The following is a 20766-nucleotide window of genomic DNA, read 5'->3' as shown; positions in this document are numbered from 1 at the left end:
TTCCTACTACGTGGTCAGGCGTGGCGGACCACGTACCTGCTGCGGGCACAAATCCGGAGGCCGTAACGTTATGGCAGCCGTGGGCGGACGACCCGCGCAGGACCGGACGTGATCCGGAGGTCAGGGAGCGTGAGAAGGCAGGTATGGCGACAGATTACGACGCACCGCGGACGACGGTCGACGACGGCGGCGACACCGGCACCGAGGAGCTGAAGGGTCTCGTGGGCGGTCGGGCCGCAGTACCGACGGCGCTGATCGACGAGGACGAGCTCGAGGCCGCGGACTCCTTCGACCTGCCCGGCGCGGACCTCTCCAGCGAGGAGATCTCGGTGCAGATCCTCGCGGCCCAGGCCGACGAGTTCACCTGTGCCTCCTGCTTCCTGGTCCGGCACCGGTCGCAGATCGCCATGGACCGCGGCGGGAAGCTGTACTGCGTGGACTGCGAGGGCTGAGGCTCAGCGGGCCAGCGCGGCGACGAGGCGGTCAGGGGTACGGGAGGACGTGAGCCAGTAGGGCGTGCGGTCCTCCGGGTCCGTGACCTCGATCTTCACGACCGGCGAGATCCACCCCCTGATGCACAGGTACGCGAGGCCGTTCAGGCCCGGACCGCGCTGGTAGGTCGCGTCGTCCCCGCCGAACCACTCGACCGCTCCGAGGTACTGCCGCTCGATCGTCGCCCGGCCGACCGTCAGCGTGGTGGGGGTGACGGCGATCCGCGGCGTGGACAGGATGAGCAGGGCGGTGACGATGATCGCGACGACGACGGCCACCGCGTAGCCGACGGACATCGAGATGGGCGCGAACATGACGATCGTCGCCGCCGAGAAGCCCGCCGCGATCAGCCAGACCCAGGGCGTGGGCCACAGGCGTTCCTCGTAGAGGACGGTCTGGTCGGGTGTGTTCCGGGGTGCTTCCCCGGGGGCGCTGGACATGACACCAGCATTCCACTCTTTGCCCCCGGTCTCATCCTGACCGCGGGCCGCGGCGGGCCCGCCGCGGCGGCCCGAGGCACCCGGGACTGACAGGTGGGGCCCGGGCAAAGGGGCTAAAGTGGGGGGCTGGTAACCGGATAGCTCGCGTTGGAGATGCAGTTCATGGGTACACAGCAGGACCTCCCGGTCCAGATCTTGATGCTCGACGACGGCCTCGAGCCCCCCGCGTACGCCACCGAGGGCGATGCGGGCGCGGACCTGCGCACCGCCGTCGACGTCGTCCTCGCGCCGGGTGAACGCGCACTCGTCCCCACCGGGGTGGCGATGGCACTCCCGACGGGCTACGTGGGCCTCGTGCACCCGAGGTCGGGGCTCGCCGCCCGCCACGGGCTGACCATCGTGAACGCTCCGGGCACCGTCGACGCCGGCTACCGCGGCGAGCTCAGGGTCTGCCTCCTCAACACCGACCGCCACGAACCGGTCCGTCTCTCGCGCGGGGACCGCATCGCCCAGCTGGTCATCCAGCGGGTCGAGCGTGCGGCGTTCGCCGTCGTGGACCAGCTCCCCGACAGCGCCCGCGGCACCGGCGGTTTCGGGTCCACCGGCGGCTTCGGGACCCCCGGGACGGCCACGGCATCCACGTCGCCTGCGGGCGGCTGACCTCCACCTCCGTGCGGTCGCCGCACCGCCGGAAGATTTCATCACCTCGATTCCGCCATCAGGAAAGGACCCCGGACATGGCTTTTGGGCGCCCCAGGAAGAAGAAGCAGGACGACGCCGCCGACGCGGCGGAGCAGCCGGAGCAGCAGCAGGAGCCGGCGTCCGCCCCGGGCACACCGGACGGGAACGGCGCGACGCCTGAGGCCACGGGTGCGGACGCGGCCGGCGTCCCGGAGGCAGCCGCCCTCGTGTCCAGCGCGGACTACGACCGCGCCACCCTCGGCCCGTTCGATCTCTCCGAGCAGGACACCTCGAACGGCTACATCGACCTCGGCGCCCTGCGGATCAACGCGGCCGAGGGGCTGCAGCTGCGCCTCGAGGTCGAGGAGCGCACCAAGCGCGTCATCGCCGTGACCCTGGACCTCGGCGGGTCCACCCTGCAGTTGCAGGCGTTCGCGGCGCCGAAGACGGAGGGGCTGTGGGACGAGATCCGGGAGCAGATCGGCGTCTCCGTGGGCTCGCAGGGCGGCACGGTCGAGGAGCGGCCGGGCAGGCTCGGCACCGAACTCCTCGCCAAGCTGCCCGCGCAGACCCCCGACGGCCAGGCCGGCTACCGGGTGGCCCGGTTCGTGGGGATCAACGGCCGCCGCTGGTTCCTCCGCGGCGTCTTCGGAGGACCCGCCGCCCTGGAGGCCAGCGCTGCGGCTCCCATGGAGCGGCTGTTCCGCAGTGTCGTCGTGGTCCGCGGCGATCATCCCCTCCCGCCGCGCGAGCTGCTGCAGCTCAGGCTGCCGAAGGACGCCGCCGCAGTGCCACCGCCTGCTCCGGCCCCGACGCGCCCCGATCTGAACCCGCTCGAGCGCGGCCCCGAGATCACCGAGACGCGCTGACCGCCGTGCCCGCCCTGCCGTACGGGCGAGGCCCCGCCGGCAGCGACGGACGGACGGGCCTCCCTGCACGCGATCCTGCCGCACTGCCGCAGCGCGGCAGGATCAAGGCGCGGGGCGTCGTGGCCAGCCTCACCATCGCACCCGTCACCGCCCCGCCGTCCTTCAGCATCGTCGCCAGGATCGACTGGAACGGCGCTCCGGAGACCGTCCGGATCATCTGGATGGGCCAGCGGCGCGTGCCGGGCATCGAGGCAGGAGCGGCGCTGCGGTTCGAGGGCATGCTCAGCCACGTGGACGGCACGCCCACCGTGTACAACCCCCGCTACGAGATCATCGGCCGACCGGACGAGAACGGATGAGGACCCCGACATGAGCCACCCCATCGATGAGCCCGAGGCCGGCCGGCGGCCCGGGGACGACGGCGTCGGCCCCACCCCGGCGGCGCCGTCGGCCGCGGACCTCGCCGCGCAGTACGCCGCGAAGTCCGGCGTGCGGCGCTCCGAGTCCGGCCAGATCGACGTCCTGTCGTCGATCGGCGGTGTGCAGGGGCTCGCGGAGAGCATCGCGCCCGGGCTGGTCTTCACCATCCTGTTCACCATCACCCGGGACCTGACGATCTCCCTCGTCGCCGCGCTGGCGGTGTCCGCCGTCTTCACCGTGCTCCGGCTCGTCTCGAGGACGCCGGTCACGCAGGCCCTCGCGGGGCTCGTCGGTGTGGCGTTCTGCGCCTTCGTGGCCCAGCGCACCGGCAACGCCGAGGACTTCTTCCTCCCCGGCTTCTTCATCAACGGCGGCTACATCATCGTGCTGGCCGCCTCGGTGCTGTTCCGGTGGCCCTTCGCCGGGCTGCTCTTCGGCTTCATCCGGAACGAGGGCATCGAGTGGCGGAAGGACCGCGCCCGCGTCCGCGCCTACGCCGTCGCCACCTGGATCATCGTCGCGGTCCTGGCGCTGCGCCTGGTCGTCCAGGTGCCCCTCTACCTGCTCGGGAACGTCGCGGCGCTCGGGTCCACGCGTGTGGCCATGGGCCTGCCGCTGTACGCGCTCGGCCTCTGGCTCGCGTGGATGATCTCCCGCCCCCGCCCGGTCACCGCCGACGGGCTGTCCGCGGACCGCTAGTCGTCGTCGGTCCGGGCGGCCAGCGCCACCCGGAGTTCGTCCTCGGCGGCGATGGCCGCGAGGAAGAACAGTTCGTCGCCACCCTCGACGAGGTCGTCCGGGCTGGGGGTGATGGGGGAGTCGTCACGCAGGATGGCGACGGCGGCGCAGTCCTCCGGGAGGCGCAGGGAGCCGATCGTCTCCCCGATGAGGGGGGAGTCCTGGGGAACGGTGAACTCCACGATCGAGGACACCCCGGTCTGCAGCGTCAGCAGGCGCACGAGGTCGCCGATCTCCACGGCCTCCTCCACGAGCGCCGTCATGAGCCGGGGCGTGTTGACGGCCACGTCCACCCCCCAGGAGTCGTCGAACATCCAGTCGTTCTTCGGGTTGTTCACCCGGCCCACGGTGCGCCCCACGCCGAACTCGCTCTTCGCGAGCAGGGACACCACGAGGTTCACCTTGTCGTCGCCGGTCGCGGACACCACGACGTCGGCCTCGTCGAGGCGTGCGTCCTTGAGCGTCGTGAGCTCGCACGCGTCCCCGATGAGCCACTTGGCCCCCTTGAGGCCGCTGCGACCGATCGCCTCGGGCTTCTCGTCGATGAGCAGGATCTCGTGCTTGTTGCCGAGCAGTTCCCGTGCGATCGACGACCCGACGCTCCCGGCCCCCGCGATGACGACCCTCATTGGTTCTCCTCCTCCGGTGCGGCGGCGAGGATACGACCGATCTCGCCCGTGGCCGTCGTCTGCATCATGGCATGCAGGATGTCGCCCTGCTGGTAGCTGGTCTCGCCGGTGGGCAGGATGCCCTCGCCGAAGCGCGTGATGTAGGCGATGCGCACGCCGCTCGCCGCCTCGATGCTCCTCAGGGACCGGCCCAGCCACGCGTCGCTGAGCGCCAGTTCGGCGAGGATCAGCCGGCCGGAGGTCTCGCGGAAGTCACCGTTGATGGTCTGTTCCGGCAGGATCCGGCGGAGCACCTGGTCGGCGCTCCAGCGGACGGCCGCAACCGTGGGGATGCCGAGGCGCTGGTAGATCTCCGCGCGTCCGGGGTCGTAGATGCGCGCCACCACGTGGGGGACGTGGAACGTCTCCCGCGCCACGCGGGTCGCGAGGATGTTCGAATTGTCGCCGCTGGACACGGCTGCGAAGGCGTAGGCGTCCTGGATCTCGGCGTACTTCAGGGTCTCCCGGTCGAAGCCGACCCCCGTGACCTTCCGCCCGCCGAAGGACGAGCGGAGGCGACGGAACGCGCGGTCGTCCTGGTCGATGATGGCTACCGAGTGGCCCGACTCGTCGAGGGTGTGGGCGAGGCTGACGCCCACCCTGCCGCACCCCATGATCACAAAATGAGCCACCGAGGGCACCCCTGATTCTTGGTGTAGATCCTGCCGTTCCCTGTCATACCAGCACCAAGCCTAGTGGCTGGCCGGCCGCCGGGACGCGCTAGTGTTTGGGCTGTGCTGACTTTTCTCGAGGCCGTCAAGCGGGTGCTGGTGGGCAAGCCCTTCGCCAGCGACAGGCTGAGGAACAGGAGCCTGCCGAAGCGCCTCGCCATCCCCGTGTTCTCGGCCAGCGCGCTGTCGTCGGTCGCCTACGCACCGGACGAGATCCTCCTCACGCTGGCCCTCGCCGGCGTCACCGCGGTCGCCATCTCGCCGTGGGTGGGTCTCGCCGTGATCGCCGTCCTGCTCGTCGTCGTCGCCTCCTACCGCCAGGCGGTCCGCGCCTATCCCTCCGGCGGCGGCGACTACGAGATCGCGAAGCGGAACCTCGGCCCCCGGGCCGGCACCACGGTGGCCTCGGCGCTGATGATCGACTACCTGCTCACCGTCGCCGTGTCCGTCTCGGCGGCCGCGCAGTACGTCGTCTCGCTCGCCCCGACGCTGGACGGCGTGCGCGTGAGCCTCGCCGTCGTCGGCGTCGCGGTGCTGGTGCTGCTGAACCTGCGCGGGGTCACGCGCGGTGTCCGGGCCCGCGCCGTCGTCACCTACGCCTTCCTGGCCGGGATCCTCGCCCTGTGCGTCACGGGCACCGTCCAGGCACTCACCGGCACCCTCGCCGACGCGCCCAGCGCGCGCTTCGAGGTCGTCCCCGACGCCGCGTTCGACGCCGGGCTCGTGGGCCTCGCGGGCGGCCTCCTCATCCTCCGGGCGTTCTCCGCGGGCGCCGCGGCCCTGACCGGGCTCGAGGGGCCGGGCTCCAACGTGCCGCGGTTCCAGGCGCCGCGTTCACGCAACGCCGCCACGACGCTCCTGGTCCTCGGCCTCGTGTCGTCCGCGATGCTCGCCGGTGTCATCTACCTCGCCAACGCCGCGCGCGTCCATGTGGTGCAGAACCCTTCGGCGCAGCTGCTGCTCGACGGCGGGCCGATCCCCGGGGACTACATCCAGGCGCCCGTCGTCAGCCAGCTCGCGCGCACCGTCTTCGACACCGCCTCGCCGGGCTTCTACCTCGTCGTCGCCGCGACGGCGCTCATGCTGATGCTCGCCGGCCACGCGGCGTTCAACGCGTTCCCCGTCCTCGCCTCCATCCTGGCGACGGACGGCTACCTGCCGCGGCAGCTGCGGACCCGGGGGGACCGCCTGACCTTCAGCAACGGCATCCTCGCCCTCGGCCTCGGCGCCGTCGTCCTCATCCTCGTGTTCAGGGCCGACGTCACGGCCCTGGTGCAGCTGTACATCGTCGGCGTGTTCGTCTCCTTCACGGCGGGCCAGCTCGGCCTCATCCGTCACTGGACCCGGACCCTCCGCAGCACCGTGGACAAGCAGGAGCGCTGGACCATCCGCAAGTCCCGCGCCATCAACACGCTCGGCTTCGGCCTCACCGCGGCGGTCCTCGTGGTCGTCCTCGTCACCAAGTTCGAGTACGGCGCGTGGATCGCGGTGCTCGCCATGGCGGTCCTGTTCACCCTCATGCGCAGCATCAAGAAGCACTACGACGCCGTCGCCGCGGAGCTCGCCATCGACGACGCCGTCCGCCTGCGCGTCCTCCCCTCGCGGGTCCACGCCGTGATCCTCGTCTCCCACGTGCGCAAGCCGGTGCTGCGCGCCCTGGCCTTCGCCCGTGCCTCCCGGCCCTCCCGTCTCGACGCCATCACGGTCGACGTCGACCCCGAGCAGACCCGCCGCACCCTCGCCGACTGGGACAGGTACGAGATCCCCGTGCCCATCACCGTGCTCGCCTCGCCCTACCGCGACACCATCACCCCGATCCTCGACTACATCAGGAGCATCCGCCGGGACTCCCCGCGCGACCTGATCGTGGTCTACATCCCCGAGTACGTGGTGGGAAAGTGGTGGGAGCAGCTGGTGCACAACCAGACGGCCCTGCGCATCAAGGCACGCCTGCACTTCGTGCCCGGGGTCATGGTCGCCAGCGTGCCGTGGCAGCTCGCGTCCTCCGACGCGGCCCAGATCTACCAGGACCTGAAGTAGGAAGACACCCCATGAGCGACGCCGCCCCAGCCCCCGATCCCTCCGAGGCCGAGCCTGTGCCTGACGCCGAACCTGTGCCTGACGCCGAACTGACCGTCGGGAAGGCCGCGCACGGCGGCCATTTCGTGGCCCGGCACGAGGGGCGCGTGGTCTTCGTCCGGCACGCCCTGCCGGGGGAGCGTGTTCGGGTCCGGTTCACCGGGACGGACGACGACGCCCGTTTCTGGCGCGCCGACGTCGTCGAGGTGCTCGAGGCCTCCTCCGCCCGCGTTCCCCACCCATGGCCCCTGGCCGACGCCCTGAAGGCAGCGGCCCGCGGGCGTGCGGCCGTCGGCGGTGCCGAATTCGGGCACATCGCCCTCGACGAGCAGCGACGCCTCAAGGGTGCCGTCTTCGAGGAGCAGCTGTCCCGCCTCGCGAAGACCGACCGCCCGGTGAGCGTCGAAGCAGCGCCGGGTGAGGCGGCGGACGGCCTGGGCTGGCGTACCCGGGCGGCCTTCGCCGTCGACCGCGCCGGGCGGCTCGCCATGCACCTGCACCGCTCGCACGACGTCGTCCCCGTCCGCGAGATGCCCCTGGCCGTCGCTGCCGTCAACAGTCTGCGCCTGTGGGCGCTCGACCTCACGGGCATTGAGCGGGTCGACGTCGCCGCACCCTCCGGCGGGGGTGAGCCGCTCGTGCTGCTCGTCCCGGCCGCGCGGACCACCCCACGCCGTGTCGCAGCCGTCGCGTCCTCGATCGACGGTGCCTCCGTGGGCGTCCTCCACCCCGAGTCCGGGCAGGTGCAGCGGCTGGCGGGCCGCACCTGGCTCCAGGAGCACGTGCTCGGCATCGACTACCGGGTCACCGGAGCGGGATTCTGGCAGATCCACCGGGGTGCGCCCGAGGCCCTGGTCTCCGCCGTCCTCGACGGACTCCAGCCCGCCGCGGGCGAACGCGTCGCCGACCTCTACGCAGGCGCCGGACTCTTCACCGTGCCGCTCGCCCGCGCCGTCGGGCCGGACGGCAGCGTGCTGTCCGTCGAGGGGTCGCCGGGCACGAGCCGCGACGCCAAGCGCAACCTCCACGGCTCCGACCACGTGGCGATCGTCCAGGGTAGGGTGGACGCCGTGCTCGGGCGATGGAACGAACCCCTCGACGGCGTCCTGCTCGACCCGCCCCGCGCCGGCGCCGGGAAGAAGGTCGTCCGGCAGATCGTCCAGGCCCGCCCGAGGGTCGTCGGCTACGTGTCCTGCGATCCGGCGTCCTTCGCCCGGGACCTCGGCTACTTCCTCGCGGCCGGGTGGTCGCTCGACGCCCTCCGGGTCTTCGATCTGTACCCGCACACGCACCACATGGAGTCCTTCGCGCGGCTCCTTCCTCCTCCCGCCTGAGGTCGGCGAGGCCCCCGCCGGTGCCCGGGCACCTGTCAATGGCACCCTCTCCGGAACCCGAACGTTAGAGTTAAGCACCACCCGGGGCAGCGGTCACGCCGCCCCGCCGAACGAATCAAGGAGGCGCGGATGGGACTCTTGGAGACGATCCACGGCCCACAGGACCTGAGCAAGCTCAGCGAAGCGCAACTGACGGCCCTCGCGCAGGAGATCCGCACCTTCCTGGTGAGTAACGTCTCGCGTACCGGCGGCCACCTCGGCCCCAACCTCGGCGTCGTCGAACTCACGCTCGGCATCCACCGCGTCTTCGACTCGCCGCGCGACAGCATCATCTTCGACACCGGACACCAGTCCTACGTGCACAAGCTCGTCACCGGACGCCAGGACTTCAGCACGCTCCGGCAGCAGGGCGGACTGTCCGGCTACCCCTCGCGGGCTGAGTCCGTCCACGACATCGTCGAGAGTTCCCATGCCTCGTCCTCGCTCTCCTGGGCCGACGGCATCTCCCGTGCCCGCGTCCTGAGCGGGGAGGGCGACCGCTACACGGTGGTCCTCGTGGGCGACGGCGCCCTCACCGGGGGCATGGCCTGGGAGGCGATCAACAACATCGCCGCGGACAAGCGCCGCCGCGTCGTGATCGTGGTCAACGACAACGGGCGCTCCTACGCGCCGACGATCGGCGGCGTCGCCGACTACCTCGCGTCGCTGCGGCCCACCCTCGACTCCGTACGGACCCACCGCATCTACGAGCGCACCCTGGACCGCGTGAAGAACCGCATGCAGAACGGCGGTCCGGTCGGGGAGTTCAGCTACAAGAGCCTGCACGCCATGAAGAAGGGCATCAAGGACTGGTGGGCGCCCCAGGGCCTCTTCGAGGACCTCGGCATGAAGTACGTGGGACCCGTGGACGGCCACGACCGGTCCGCCGTCGAACAGGCACTGCACCTCGCCCGGAACTACGAGGGACCGGTGATCGTGCACGCGATCACCGAGAAGGGCCACGGCTACGCTCCCGCCCGCGCCCACGAGGCCGACCAGTTCCACGCCGTCGGCATCATCGACCCCGAGACCGGCGAACCCGTGGACGGCGCCGGTTCGCAGTCCTGGACCTCCGTCTTCGCGAACGAGATCGCGGACATCGCCGACGAGCGCCCCGACATCGTGGGCATCACGGGGGCCATGCTGATCCCCGTGGGGCTCCACCGCTTCGCAGCCCGGCACCCCGACCGCGTGTTCGACGTCGGCATCGCCGAACAGCACGCCGTCACGAGTGCGGCCGGCATGGCCTACGGGGGCCTGCACCCCGTGATCGCCCTCTACGCCACCTTCCTCAACCGTGCGTTCGACCAGCTCCTCATGGACGTCGCCCTGCACAAGGCCGGTGTGACGGTGGTCCTCGACCGGTCGGGCGTCACCGGGCCCGACGGCGCGAGCCACCACGGCATGTGGGACATGGCCCTGCTGCAGGCCATCCCCGGCCTGCACCTCGCCGCGCCCCGGGACGCCTCCCGGCTGCGCGAGGAACTGCGCGAGGCCGTGGCCATCGCCGACGCCCCCAGCGTGGTGCGGTACTCCAAGGGCTCCGTGGGCGCCGAGGTCGAGGCCATCGAGCGCCTCGACGACGGCGTCGACGTCCTGTCCCGCCGACCCGCCGGTTCGCGTACCAACGACGTCCTCATCGTCAGCATCGGTGCCATGAGCGAACTGGCCCTCGACGTGTCGAACCGGCTCGGCGCGCAGGGCATCAGCTCCACCGTCATCGACCCCCGCTGGCTCCTGCCGGTCCGCCGCTCGGTGATCGACCTGGCAGCCGAGCACCGGATCGTGATCGTCCTCGAGGACGGCGTGCGCGCCGGCGGTGTGGGGTCGAGGATCCGCCAGGAGATGCGCTCGGCCGGTGTGGACACCGCGCTCAACGAGGTGGGCCTCCCCGTCGAGTTCCTCGACCACGGCTCGCGCGCCCAGGTGCTCGAGCGCGTGGGGCTGACGGCGCAGAAGATCACGCACGACGTCGTCGCGCAGGTCCTCGGCACGAAGGTGCCGGTGGCCCGGCCGCTCGCCGGCGACCAGGCTCCGGCCACGGGTCAGCTCCCGCAGTTCTGATCCGCCGGCCGGGCGCCTCGGGGCGGATCCCGCCCGCGCGGGCCGCGTGTGGGCGCCCCTATCGGAGGGCGGTGTGAGACAATGACGAAGGCTGGCGAGGGAACCACATTCCCCTGCCGGTCCAGTGACAGGCTTCCGTTCCGCAAGCGATGCTCCCGTCCTACCGAACCCGCCCCGTCGGCGGAAGTAGGCGGAATCCGCCGGTGGGACCCACCGTCCACCACGGCGGCTGAGTTGGAAAAGCGCCACTGGTCGTCGAGTGATTCAGCACCCCCATGACGGTGCGACCTCGGACGACATGACAACGACTTCCGGTCTGCCGCCGGGCGATAGGCCCGCGGCCGGCCGACATACCGCCCTGGAGGGCGCTGGAATGTGGCCGGTGCCGCAGGGGCTTGGAGCGAGCACCGCATGGATCAGTCAGAACAGCAGGGGAACGACCAGGCAGCAGGGGAAGCAACCGGGACCGCACCGGCACCCGAGGCGCAGACCGCACCGGCGAAGGCGCCGAGGAAGCGCCGCACGGCGAGTGCCCCGGCCGGGGCGCCACCCTCGGCTCCGCAGGCCGTCCCCGATGTCGCGGCCCTCACCGACGCGCCCACCGGGAGCGCCGACGACACCCCCGCGGAGGCCGCCCCGCCGGTCCGCAAGAGGGCCCCGCGCGTCCGCAAGCCGGTCGTCATCACCGACGAGACGCCCTCCGGCGAACCGGGGACGGGAGCTCCCGTGGACGGTGCGGACACCACTGCGGACACGGCGCCGACCGGCTCCGCCGCCGACTCCACGGGGACACCCGCCGCACCCGTCCGCGCACCCCGTACCCGCCGGCGGGCGGCCACCGCCGAGGCCGGTCCCGCCACTGCGGCCCCCGCTGCCGCCGAGCCGGTCGTCGTGCCCGCCGCGGCACCCGCCGCGGAGGCGACCGCCGCACCGACCGACGTCGAACGGACCGGGACCGTCGGCACCGCGACCGCGGGATCGCCCGATCCGGGTGCCGACGACCCCACCGAGGCACAGTCCGCACCGGCGCGGGCACCCCGCACGCGCCGCCGTGCGGCCAGCGCCGCAGCAGGCCCCGCCGGCCCCATCGAGAGCACGGTTGCAAGCGCCGTCGAACCCGTCGAGGCTTCGGCCGTCGCGGAGGCACCGGTCGCCGGGGTCGCCCCCGACGCCATCGCCGAGGAGAGGCCGAGCCGGGCCCGCCGCAGTTCCGCCAGGACCCGCGGCCGCCGGGCGTCCGAGCCCGTGCAGGAAGATGTGCAGGCCGAGGACCAGGCAGACGATCGGGCCGTGGCCCCTGCCGCAGGGGAACCCTCCGCCACGAACACCGCCGCCGGCGCCACAGCAGCACAGGACGCCGCGGACGTCGTCGGGCCCGATGAGGCCGCCGACGGCGTAGGCCTCGATCCGTTCGCGATCCCCGAGTCGCCGCTGTCCCTCCTGTTCCACGCGCCGGACCTCACCACCGTCTCCGTGCCGTCCGTGAAGGTCGCGCCGCCCCGCGAGGAGGAGCCGGGGGAGGACGAGTCCGAGGAATCCGGTCGCCGCTCGCGCCGCAGCCGCCGCAGCAGGGGCCGCAGCCGGGGCGACGCCGGACAGACCGAGGCCGCCGCCGACGACGCCGAGAGCCCGGACGACCCGTCGAACGGCAACGGTCCCGAGGAGAGCGCCAGCGTGACGTCCCGCCGCCGCCGTCGTCGCCGCCGCGGTGACCAGGACCTCGAACTCACCGGCGGCGAGGACGACGACCCGCCCAACACCGTCACCCGCGTCCGGGCGCCTCGCCAGTCCAGCGAGCCCGTGTCCGACCGCGTGACCAGCGTCCGCGGATCCACGCGCCTCGAGGCGAAGAAGCAGCGCCGCCGCGAGTCCCGCGACACCGGCCGCCGCCGCACCGTGATCACCGAGGCCGAGTTCCTCGCCCGCCGCGAGTCCGTCGACCGCCAGATGATCGTCCGCCAGTCCGACGACAGGATCCAGATCGGCGTGCTCGAGGACGGCATCCTCGCCGAGCACTTCGTCTCCCGGACGCAGCAGGACTCCCTGATCGGGAACGTGTACGTGGGCAAGGTCCAGAACGTGCTGCCGAGCATGGAGGCCGCCTTCGTCGACATCGGACGCGGACGCAACGCGGTGCTCTACGCCGGCGAGGTCAACTGGGACGCCGCGGGCCTCGACGGCCAGCCACGCCGCATCGAACTCGCCCTGAAGTCGGGGGACCCCGTCCTCGTCCAGGTCACCAAGGACCCGGTCGGACACAAGGGCGCCCGGCTCACGAGCCAGATCTCCCTGCCCGGCCGCTACCTCGTGTACGTCCCGGGCGGGTCGATGACCGGCATCTCCCGCAAGCTGCCCGACGTAGAGCGCAACCGGCTCAAGCGGATCCTCAAGGACCGCCTCCCGGAGAACGCCGGCGTGATCGTCCGCACCGCGGCCGAGGGCGCCAGCGAGGAGGAGCTGACCCACGACATCAACCGGCTCCGCGCGCAGTGGGAGGAGATCGAGCGCAAGGCCGGCTCGACCAAGACCCTCGCGCCCGAGCTGCTGTACGGCGAGCCCGACCTCACCATCAAGGTGGTCCGCGACGTCTTCAACGAGGACTTCTCCAAGCTCGTCGTCTCGGGCGAGGAGGCATGGGACACCATCGAGGCCTACGTCATGTACGTGGCGCCGGACCTCGTGGGCAGGCTCGAGAAGTGGACCGGCGAGGAGGACATCTTCGCGGCGTCCCGCATCGACGAGCAGATCGCCAAGGCCCTGGACCGCAAGGTCTTCCTGCCCTCCGGCGGGTCCCTGGTGATCGACCGCACCGAGGCGATGACCGTGGTGGACGTCAACACCGGCAAGTTCACGGGCAGCGGCGGCAACCTCGAGGAGACCGTCACCAAGAACAACCTGGAGGCCGCCGAAGAGGTGGTTCGCCAGCTCCGCCTGCGGGACATCGGCGGCATCATCGTCATCGACTTCATCGACATGGTGCTCGAGGCGAACCGCGACCTCGTCCTGCGGCGCCTCGTGGAGTGCCTCGGCCGGGACAGGACCAAGCACCAGGTCGCCGAGGTCACGTCGCTGGGGCTCGTCCAGATGACGCGCAAGCGCATGGGCACGGGCCTGCTCGAGGTCTTCGGCGAGGACTGCGAGCACTGTGCCGGGCGCGGCGTCGTCACCCACATGGAACCCGTGGAGTACCGTCGGCCGGCCGCCCCCGACAACCAGCAGCAGGCGCGCCAGGAGAAGCCGTCCCGGAGCGAGCGCAAGCGCAGCCGCGGCCGCGGGGGCCAGCAGGACGAGGGCCTGGCGCTGCCGCCGGTCCCCGTCGTCGAGAGTCCCGACCGCGCCGCGAAGGCGGAGGTCGCCCGGGCAGCCCTGGCGAGCATCGCGGCGGCGACCCACCACGCCCACGAGGAGGAGACCGCCCAGGGCGTCACCGAGGCGGACGTCCAGGTCACGGAAGCCGTCCTGACCATCAACGGCGAGACCGTCACCCTGCCCCGCGCGGACGGACGCCGTCCGGAGAGCCAGGAGGACACGGATGCCCCGGCGACGCGCCTGACCCTCGACAGCCTGAGCGAGGCCTTCAACAGGAAGCCTGCCGCGGCGGGGCCCGACGACGGTGCGGACGTGCCCGAGCCCGCGCCGGCGGGGACGACCAGCCTCCACCCGGCGGAGACGCCCGGCCTCCAGGTCGCGGCGCCGGCCCCCCGTGCGACGGTCACGGAACCCGCGGCGGTCGGCGACCCCGGCCGCCCCGCGCGTCCGCGTCGCCGAGTGGCCCGCAGCGCGCAGGGAGCCGCGGACACGGCGATCGAGACGCAGGGTGCGGAACCCGCCGTCGAACCGGCCGGAACACGGCACGTGGCGAAAGCCCCGGCGCCCGTGCAGAAGGCCGAGGCGTCGGTCGACGAGCCGGTGATCTTCGGCGTCGGGGTGCCCGCCTCCGAGCTGTAGGCAGCCCCAGGAGGCTGCAGGCAGGAACGGCGACCGCCGTCCGGGGAGGGCCGGAGTCCGCGAGGGCTCCGGCCCTCCCGCGTCCACGGCTTCCACACGGGCCGCCGTGCCGCGCGGGACCGCGCCGCTGATTTGCGGGAAGAGGCGGTACTGCCGTAATCTTGACCCTCGGTGCATCCGCCTGTTAACCGGCATGTCCGTGGATATCCGTCAGGGGTTCCGACCCGTGTGGAACGTCCTGAAGACACCGGTAGCCCCAGGGTTCGGTGTCATGGACACGCGGAGCGGATCAGGCGCGAAGAGCAACCTCAGGATTGCTGCCGAGGCGCACCCAGGTTTTTTCATCAGAAGTCAAGATTGTCGAGAGAAGTGAGTTCCCAAGTGGTGTACGCGATTGTCCGCGCAGGCGGCCGCCAAGAAAAGGTTTCTGTAGGAGACCTCGTTACCCTTGACCGCGTCACCGGTCAGGCAGGAAGCACGTTCAAGCTCCCCGCCCTCCTTCTGGTAGACGGCGCCAAGATCACCTCCGCAGCGGAGGACCTCGCAAAGGTCTCCGTCACTGCCGAGATCGTCGAGAATCTTCGTGGCCCGAAGATTGTCATCCAGAAGTTCAAGAACAAGACCGGCTACAAGAAGCGCCAGGGTCACCGTTCGGAACTGACCCGCGTCAAGATCACGGGCATCGCGTAGTCCCTCCGGACGACCGATCTCCTCATGTAGAACATTCCAGCGAAGGCAGGCATAACCCATGGCACATAAAAAGGGCGCAAGCTCCACTCGCAACGGCCGCGACTCGAACGCCCAGTACCTCGGCGTGAAGCGTTTCGGTGGCCAGGTCGTCAAGGCCGGCGAGATCATCGTCCGCCAGCGCGGCACCCACTTCCACCCGGGCGCCAACGTCGGCCGCGGCGGCGACGACACCCTCTTCGCACTCGAGGCAGGTGCCGTGGAGTTCGGCACGCGCCGCGGACGCAAGGTCGTCAACATCGTGGGCGCTGCAGCAGAGTAGTTCTGCCGCACGGTACACCAGGCATTTCGGGTGGGGTGAGCCTCTACGGCTCGCCCCACCTTCTTTTAAGCCGATTAGACTCGGCACAGTGAAGCATTTGTAGAAGGAGATCAACGTGGCGAGCTTCGTTGACCGCGTAGTCCTGCACGTATCCGGAGGCACCGGCGGCCACGGCTGCGTTTCCGTCCACCGCGAGAAGTTCAAGCCCCTGGGCGGGCCCGACGGCGGCAACGGCGGCGACGGCGGCGACGTCATCCTCCGCGTGGACCACCAGACCACCACGCTCCTCGACTTCCACCACGCACCCCACCGGCACGCCACCAACGGCGGCAACGGCATGGGCGACTGGCGCGGCGGCAAGAGTGGGGAGACCCTGATCCTGTCTGTCCCCGACGGCACCGTCGTGAAGACGAAGGACGGCGAAGTCCTCGCCGACCTCGTCGGCGAAGGCACCGAGTTCGTCGCGGCGGCCGGCGGCCAGGGCGGGCTCGGCAACGCCGCGCTGTCCTCCCAGAAGCGGAAGGCCCCCGGCTTCGCGCTGCTCGGCATCCCGGGCGACGAGCGCGATGTCGTCCTGGAGCTCAAGTCCATCGCCGACATCGCCCTCGTCGGCTTCCCCTCCGCCGGGAAGTCCAGCCTCATCGCGGCGATGTCCGCTGCCCGTCCCAAGATCGCCGACTACCCCTTCACCACGCTCGTCCCGAACCTCGGCGTCGTCGAGGCGGGCTCCACGCGCTTCACCATCGCCGACGTCCCCGGCCTCATCGAGGGCGCGAGCGAGGGCAAGGGCCTGGGACACCACTTCCTCCGCCACGTGGAGCGCTGCGCCGCACTGGTCCATGTGCTCGACTGCGCCGCGCTCGAGACGGACCGCGATCCCCTCAACGACCTCGCGATCATCGAGCGCGAACTGGACAAGTACGCCGTCGACATGAGCTTCGCCGGTCCCGACGGCGACGTGGTGCCCCTGAACGAGCGCCCGCGCCTGGTCGCGCTCAACAAGGTGGACGTGCCCGACGGCAGGGACATGGCCGGGTTCGTCCGGCCCGAGCTCGAGGCACGCGGCTACCGCGTCTTCGAGGTGTCGGCCTCCAGCCACGAGGGCCTGCGCCAGCTCGGCTTCGCGATGGCGGAGATCGTCGAGAAGGCCCGCCAGGCCGTAGCGACCGCCCCGCCGCGGATCGAGCCCCCCGTGCTCCGCCCTCGCGGCGTCAACGCCGCCTCGTTCAGGATCCGCCACGAGGAGAAGGACGCCCTGCCGCTCTTCCGCGTGCTCGGTGAGAAGCCCGAGCGCTGGGTCCAGCAGACCGACTTCACCAACGACGAAGCCGTCGGGTACCTCGCGGACCGCCTCGCCAAGCTCGGCGTGGAGGAGCAGCTGTTCAAGACCGGCGCCAAGCCCGGTGACACCGTGGTGATCGGCGAGGGCGACGGCGTCGTCTTCGACTGGGAGCCGACCATGATGGGCGGCGCCGAACTGCTCGCCGGCCCCCGCGGCTCGGACCTGCGCCTCGCCGAGTACGTGCGGCCCACGCGCGAGCAGAAGCGCGAGGAGTACCAGGAACGCAAGGACGCCAAGGCCGCGGCCCGCGCCGAGCTCGAGGCCGACCGCAAGGCCGGCGTCTGGACCGAGTCGGTGCAGAACCGCAAGCAGCCTGCCCCTGCCCAGCAGGGAGCAGACACCGAGTCCGAGGACTAGGCCACCTTGGGCGCGGACCATTCCCGGCAGCCCCTCGCCTCCCGCGAGGGACTGGCCGCGGCAGGCCGGATCGTCGTCAAGGTCGGCTCGTCGTCCCTGACCTCGGTGTCCGGCGGCATCTCAGGAGAGGCGCTCGTCCGGCTCGCCGACGTCCTCGCGGAGCGTCGGACGGCCGGGACCGAGGTCATCCTCGTGTCCTCCGGCGCGATCGCCGCGGGGCTCGCGCCCCTCGGGCTGGCGCGGCGCCCGTCCCAGCTGTCCACGCAGCAGGCCGCCGCGAGCGTGGGGCAGGGCCTGCTGATGGCCCAGTACTCGCAGGCCTTCGCGGCGCACGGCGTGACCGTGAGCCAGATCCTGCTGACCGCGGACGACCTCATCCGGCGGTCCCACTACGCCAACGCCCACCGGGCGATGGAGCGCCTGCTGAACTTCGGCGTCGTTCCCATCGTGAACGAGAACGACACCGTCGCGAGCCACGAGATCCGGTTCGGCGACAACGACCGCCTCGCGGCGCTCGTGGCGCACCTCGTCAAGGCGGAGGCGCTCGTGCTGCTGTCCGACGTCGACGCCCTCTACGACGGGCCGCCCGGTGCCGGCGCCAGCCGCATCCCGCTCGTCGGGTCGCCCGCCGACCTCGACGGCGTCACGATCGGACGGGCCGGCAGGGCCGGCGTCGGCACCGGAGGGATGGTCACCAAGGTCGAGGCCGCGACCATCGCCGCGTCCTCGGGGATCCCCGCCCTGGTCACCTCCACGGCGAACGCGGCCGCCGCGCTGCGCGGGGACGACGTCGGCACCTGGTTCACCGCGACCGGCAAACGCCAGCCCATCCGGCTGCTCTGGCTGGCCCACCTCGCCCGGGTCCTGGGTACCCTCGTGCTCGACGACGGCGCCGTGCGCGCCGTGGGGGAGCGACGACGGTCCCTCCTCGCGGCCGGCGTCGTGGACGTGGACGGCGTGTTCGAGGCGGGCGACCCGGTCCAGCTCGTGAGCAGCGACGGCACGGTCGTGGCCCGCGGCCTCGTCAACTACAGCTCCACCGAACTTCCCCGCATGCTCGGCCGGTCCACGCACGATCTCGCCGAGGAACTCGGCGCCGAGTACGAGCGCTCCGTGGTCCACGTCAACGACCTCGTGGTGCTCCCGGGCGCCGCCGCGTCATGAGGCGCCGGGCCCCCGACTCCGGGGCCGCTCCTCGCTAGACTGGACGAATGACCGACCTGCAGGCCGAGACCACCCACCGGGACGACGACGCCGCGGCGCTGTCCCCGCAACAGCTCACCGCCGCGATCCACGCGATCGCCGACCGCTCCCGTGAGGCATCGCGCGTCCTGGCCCGCGCCAACCGGGCACGCAAGGACCGCGTCCTCCTCGCGATCGCGGAGGCGCTCGTCCGGCGACGTGAGGTCGTACTCGCCGCGAACCGCACCGACGTCGAACGCGGCCGCGCCGCCGGGACCTCCGCCTACCTCCTGGACCGCCTCGGCCTCGACGAGGAGCGGATCGGGGGACTCGCCGAGGCGCTGGCGCAGCTCGCCGCCCTGCCGGACCCCGTGGGTACCGCCGTCCGCGCCGAGACGCTGCCCAACGGCCTCCGCATGAGCCAGGTCCGCGTGCCCCTCGGCGTCGTCGCCGCGATCTACGAGGCACGCCCCAATGTGACGGTGGACATCGCCGGCCTGGCGCTGAAGAGCGGCAACGCCGTGATCCTGCGCGGCGGCAGCGCGGCCGCCGCGACCAACGCCGCCCTCGTGGGGATCATCCGCGACACCCTCGAGGACCACGGGCTGCCCGACGACGCCGTCCTCACCATCGACGAGTTCGGCAGGGAAGGCGCCCAGGTCCTCATGACGGCCCGCGGGAAGGTCGACGTCCTGATCCCGCGCGGCGGACGCGCGCTGATCCAGTCCGTCGTGACGACGGCGAGGGTCCCCGTCATCGAGACAGGGGAGGGCAACGTGCACATCCTGCTCGACGAGACCGCCGACGAGAAGATGGCGGTGGAGATCCTCCTGAACGCCAAGACGCAGCGGCCCAGCGTCTGCAACACCGTCGAGACCCTCCTCGTCCACGCCCGTTCGGCGGCTGCCCCCGCGGTGCTCGCGGCGCTCGTCCGCGCCGGCGTCACGCTGCATGTGGACGAGCGGTCCCGTGCCTTCCTGCCGGCCGGAACCGGGGCGCCGACGGCGACCGACGACGACTGGGGGCGCGAGTACATGCAGCTCGACCTCGCGGTGCGGACGGTGGACAGCGTCGACGACGCCCTGCGGCACATCCGCCGGTGGAGTACCGGCCACAGCGAGGCGATCATCACGAACAACCTCGCCTCCTCCGAGGAGTTCGTGGCCGGCGTGGACTCCGCCGCCGTCCTGGTCAACGCGTCCACGCGGTTCGTCGACGGCGGTGAGCTGGGCCTCGGCGCGGAGGTGGGCATCTCCACCCAGAAGATGCACGCCCGGGGCCCGATGGGCCTTGCCGAGCTGACCACCACCAAGTGGATCGTGCAGGGCTCGGGCCACGTCCGGCGCTGACGCCGGTGCGGCTGACGGACTCCCATTACGCGTACCATGGGATCTGATGACCGCGCCGGTCCGCAGCGGGCCGGCGGACCCTGACCCGACAGAGGGATGACGATGCTCTACTCGCTCGGCAGCATGATGCTGGCCGCCCAAGCCACGGAAACCCACACGGAACTGCCGATGTCCCCCGTCACGTACGGGCTGATCGTCATGGGCATCCTGCTCACCCTGATGATCATCACGGTGTCCTTCTCCAACGTGCGGAACCGCCACGAAGCGGTGGAGGAGCACATCGACCCGCACAAGCAGCACACCAACAAGCACGACCACGGCGAAGCGAACCGGCTCTAGCACTCCTGTGACGGCGAACACGACCGAGCGGGACGTCATGGGCGGGCCCAGGCAGCGGCATCACGACGGATCGCCCTGGCGCCTCGGGGTGATGGGCGGAACCTTCGATCCCATCCACCACGGGCACCTCGTCGCGGCGAGCGAAGTGGCATCGGTGTTCGACCTGGACGAGGTCGTCTTCGTCCCCACCGGCCAGCCCTGGCAGAAGGCCGACAAGGACGTGACGGCCGCCGAGCACCGCTACCTCATGACGGTCATCGCGACGGCCTCGAATCCGAGCTTCACCGTGAGCCGCGTCGACATCGAGCGTCCCGGCCCCACCTTCACGATCGACACCCTGCGGGACCTCAAGGCGGAGCGGCCCGACGCGCAGCTGTTCTTCATCACCGGTGCCGACGCCATGGCGCAGATCCTCACCTGGAAGAACGCGGAGGAGCTCTGGTCCCTCGCGCACTTCATCGGGGTGACGCGTCCCGGGCACGAGCTCGACGGGCGTGGCCGCGACGTCAGCCTCATGGAGGTGCCGGCCATGGCGATCTCGAGCACGGACTGCCGGCAACGCGTCGGCGACGGGAAGCCGGTCTGGTACCTGGTGCCCGACGGCGTCGTGCAGTACATCGCCAAGCACCGCCTCTACCGGCGCGTAGCACTGCCGGCACCGCACCACGGGAGCGGACACGTCCCCCCGCTGGAACGGCAGCACCGGGGTGCCCCGAGTTCCCTCCAACTACCAACTGGATGACTG

Annotated in this window: 19 protein-coding genes; 16 read left to right on the top strand and 3 right to left on the bottom strand. The window is 71.5% G+C overall.

Annotation, left to right across the window (positions count from 1 at the left end):
- Nucleotides 1–143 precede the first annotated feature (143 nt).
- Nucleotides 144–452 (top strand): DUF4193 domain-containing protein, encoded by a 309-nt coding sequence (locus tag ACX80P_RS03595; protein WP_459276652.1) that lies wholly within the window; start codon nt 144–146, stop codon nt 450–452.
- Between the two features lie 3 nt (nt 453–455).
- On the opposite strand, the gene ACX80P_RS03590 is transcribed toward ACX80P_RS03595, so the two are convergent.
- Nucleotides 456–932, bottom strand: coding sequence for a DUF3093 domain-containing protein (locus ACX80P_RS03590; RefSeq protein ID WP_459276651.1), 477 nt, complete (start codon nt 930–932; stop codon nt 456–458).
- Between the two features lie 153 nt (nt 933–1085).
- On the opposite strand from ACX80P_RS03590, the gene dut reads away from it, so the two are divergent.
- The 4 genes from dut (at nt 1086) to ACX80P_RS03570 (ending at nt 3601) form a co-directional block, all read left to right on the top strand.
- Nucleotides 1086–1592 carry a dUTP diphosphatase gene (dut, locus tag ACX80P_RS03585; protein WP_459276792.1) on the top strand — a complete coding sequence of 169 codons (507 nt, stop codon included), beginning with the start codon at nt 1086–1088 and terminating at the stop codon, nt 1590–1592.
- Between the two features lie 77 nt (nt 1593–1669).
- Nucleotides 1670–2482 carry a DUF3710 domain-containing protein gene (locus ACX80P_RS03580; protein ID WP_459276650.1) on the top strand — a complete coding sequence of 271 codons (813 nt, stop codon included), beginning with the start codon at nt 1670–1672 and terminating at the stop codon, nt 2480–2482.
- A 5-nt stretch (nt 2483–2487) separates the two neighbouring features.
- On the top strand, nt 2488–2841 hold the full coding sequence (locus ACX80P_RS03575; protein ID WP_459276649.1) for a hypothetical protein: 354 nt from the start codon (nt 2488–2490) through the stop codon (nt 2839–2841).
- A 10-nt stretch (nt 2842–2851) separates the two neighbouring features.
- Nucleotides 2852–3601, top strand: a complete 750-nt coding sequence (locus tag ACX80P_RS03570) for a DUF3159 domain-containing protein (protein ID WP_459276648.1) — start codon at nt 2852–2854, stop codon at nt 3599–3601.
- Here ACX80P_RS03570 and ACX80P_RS03565 read toward each other — a convergent pair.
- Nucleotides 3598–4269, bottom strand: a complete 672-nt coding sequence (locus tag ACX80P_RS03565) for a potassium channel family protein (protein ID WP_459276647.1) — start codon at nt 4267–4269, stop codon at nt 3598–3600. The genes ACX80P_RS03570 and ACX80P_RS03565 overlap by 4 nt on opposite strands.
- Nucleotides 4266–4940 carry a potassium channel family protein gene (locus ACX80P_RS03560; RefSeq protein ID WP_459276646.1) on the bottom strand — a complete coding sequence of 225 codons (675 nt, stop codon included), beginning with the start codon at nt 4938–4940 and terminating at the stop codon, nt 4266–4268. The genes ACX80P_RS03565 and ACX80P_RS03560 overlap by 4 nt, the downstream gene beginning before the upstream one ends.
- Nucleotides 4941–5042: 102 nt before the next feature.
- On the opposite strand from ACX80P_RS03560, the gene ACX80P_RS03555 reads away from it, so the two are divergent.
- The 11 genes from ACX80P_RS03555 (at nt 5043) to nadD (ending at nt 20763) form a co-directional block, all read left to right on the top strand.
- Nucleotides 5043–7019, top strand: a complete 1977-nt coding sequence (locus tag ACX80P_RS03555) for an APC family permease (protein WP_459276645.1) — start codon at nt 5043–5045, stop codon at nt 7017–7019.
- Nucleotides 7020–7030: 11 nt separating this feature from the next.
- Nucleotides 7031–8392, top strand: coding sequence for a class I SAM-dependent RNA methyltransferase (locus ACX80P_RS03550; RefSeq protein ID WP_459276644.1), 1362 nt, complete (start codon nt 7031–7033; stop codon nt 8390–8392).
- 129 nt (nt 8393–8521) lie between these two features.
- Nucleotides 8522–10495, top strand: coding sequence for a 1-deoxy-D-xylulose-5-phosphate synthase (gene dxs, locus ACX80P_RS03545; protein ID WP_459276643.1), 1974 nt, complete (start codon nt 8522–8524; stop codon nt 10493–10495).
- A gap of 411 nt (nt 10496–10906) precedes the next feature.
- Entirely contained in the window at nt 10907–14443 is a 3537-nt protein-coding gene (locus ACX80P_RS03540) for an Rne/Rng family ribonuclease (RefSeq protein ID WP_459276642.1), read from the top strand.
- Between the two features lie 381 nt (nt 14444–14824).
- Entirely contained in the window at nt 14825–15133 is a 309-nt protein-coding gene (rplU, locus tag ACX80P_RS03535; protein WP_043444935.1) for a 50S ribosomal protein L21, read from the top strand.
- Between the two features lie 58 nt (nt 15134–15191).
- Nucleotides 15192–15452, top strand: coding sequence for a 50S ribosomal protein L27 (gene rpmA, locus ACX80P_RS03530; RefSeq protein WP_028280075.1), 261 nt, complete (start codon nt 15192–15194; stop codon nt 15450–15452).
- A gap of 115 nt (nt 15453–15567) precedes the next feature.
- The gene (gene obgE / locus ACX80P_RS03525; protein ID WP_459276641.1) at nt 15568–17151 is read left to right on the top strand and encodes a GTPase ObgE; all 1584 of its coding nucleotides are present in this window, start codon (nt 15568–15570) and stop codon (nt 17149–17151) included.
- Between the two features lie 6 nt (nt 17152–17157).
- Complete coding sequence (proB, locus tag ACX80P_RS03520; protein WP_459276640.1) at nt 17158–18315, top strand: glutamate 5-kinase; 1158 nt, start codon at nt 17158–17160, stop codon at nt 18313–18315.
- A gap of 47 nt (nt 18316–18362) precedes the next feature.
- Complete coding sequence (locus ACX80P_RS03515; RefSeq protein WP_459276639.1) at nt 18363–19682, top strand: glutamate-5-semialdehyde dehydrogenase; 1320 nt, start codon at nt 18363–18365, stop codon at nt 19680–19682.
- A gap of 102 nt (nt 19683–19784) precedes the next feature.
- Nucleotides 19785–20021 carry a hypothetical protein gene (locus tag ACX80P_RS03510; RefSeq protein ID WP_459276638.1) on the top strand — a complete coding sequence of 79 codons (237 nt, stop codon included), beginning with the start codon at nt 19785–19787 and terminating at the stop codon, nt 20019–20021.
- Between the two features lie 37 nt (nt 20022–20058).
- On the top strand, nt 20059–20763 hold the full coding sequence (gene nadD / locus ACX80P_RS03505) for a nicotinate-nucleotide adenylyltransferase (protein ID WP_459276791.1): 705 nt from the start codon (nt 20059–20061) through the stop codon (nt 20761–20763).
- Nucleotides 20764–20766: the final 3 nt, after the last annotated feature.

The sequence above is a fragment of the Arthrobacter arabinosi genome, assembly GCF_054511115.1.
The sequence above is the reverse complement of the archived record's forward strand: the minus strand, read 5'-3'. Positions and strand labels throughout refer to the sequence as shown.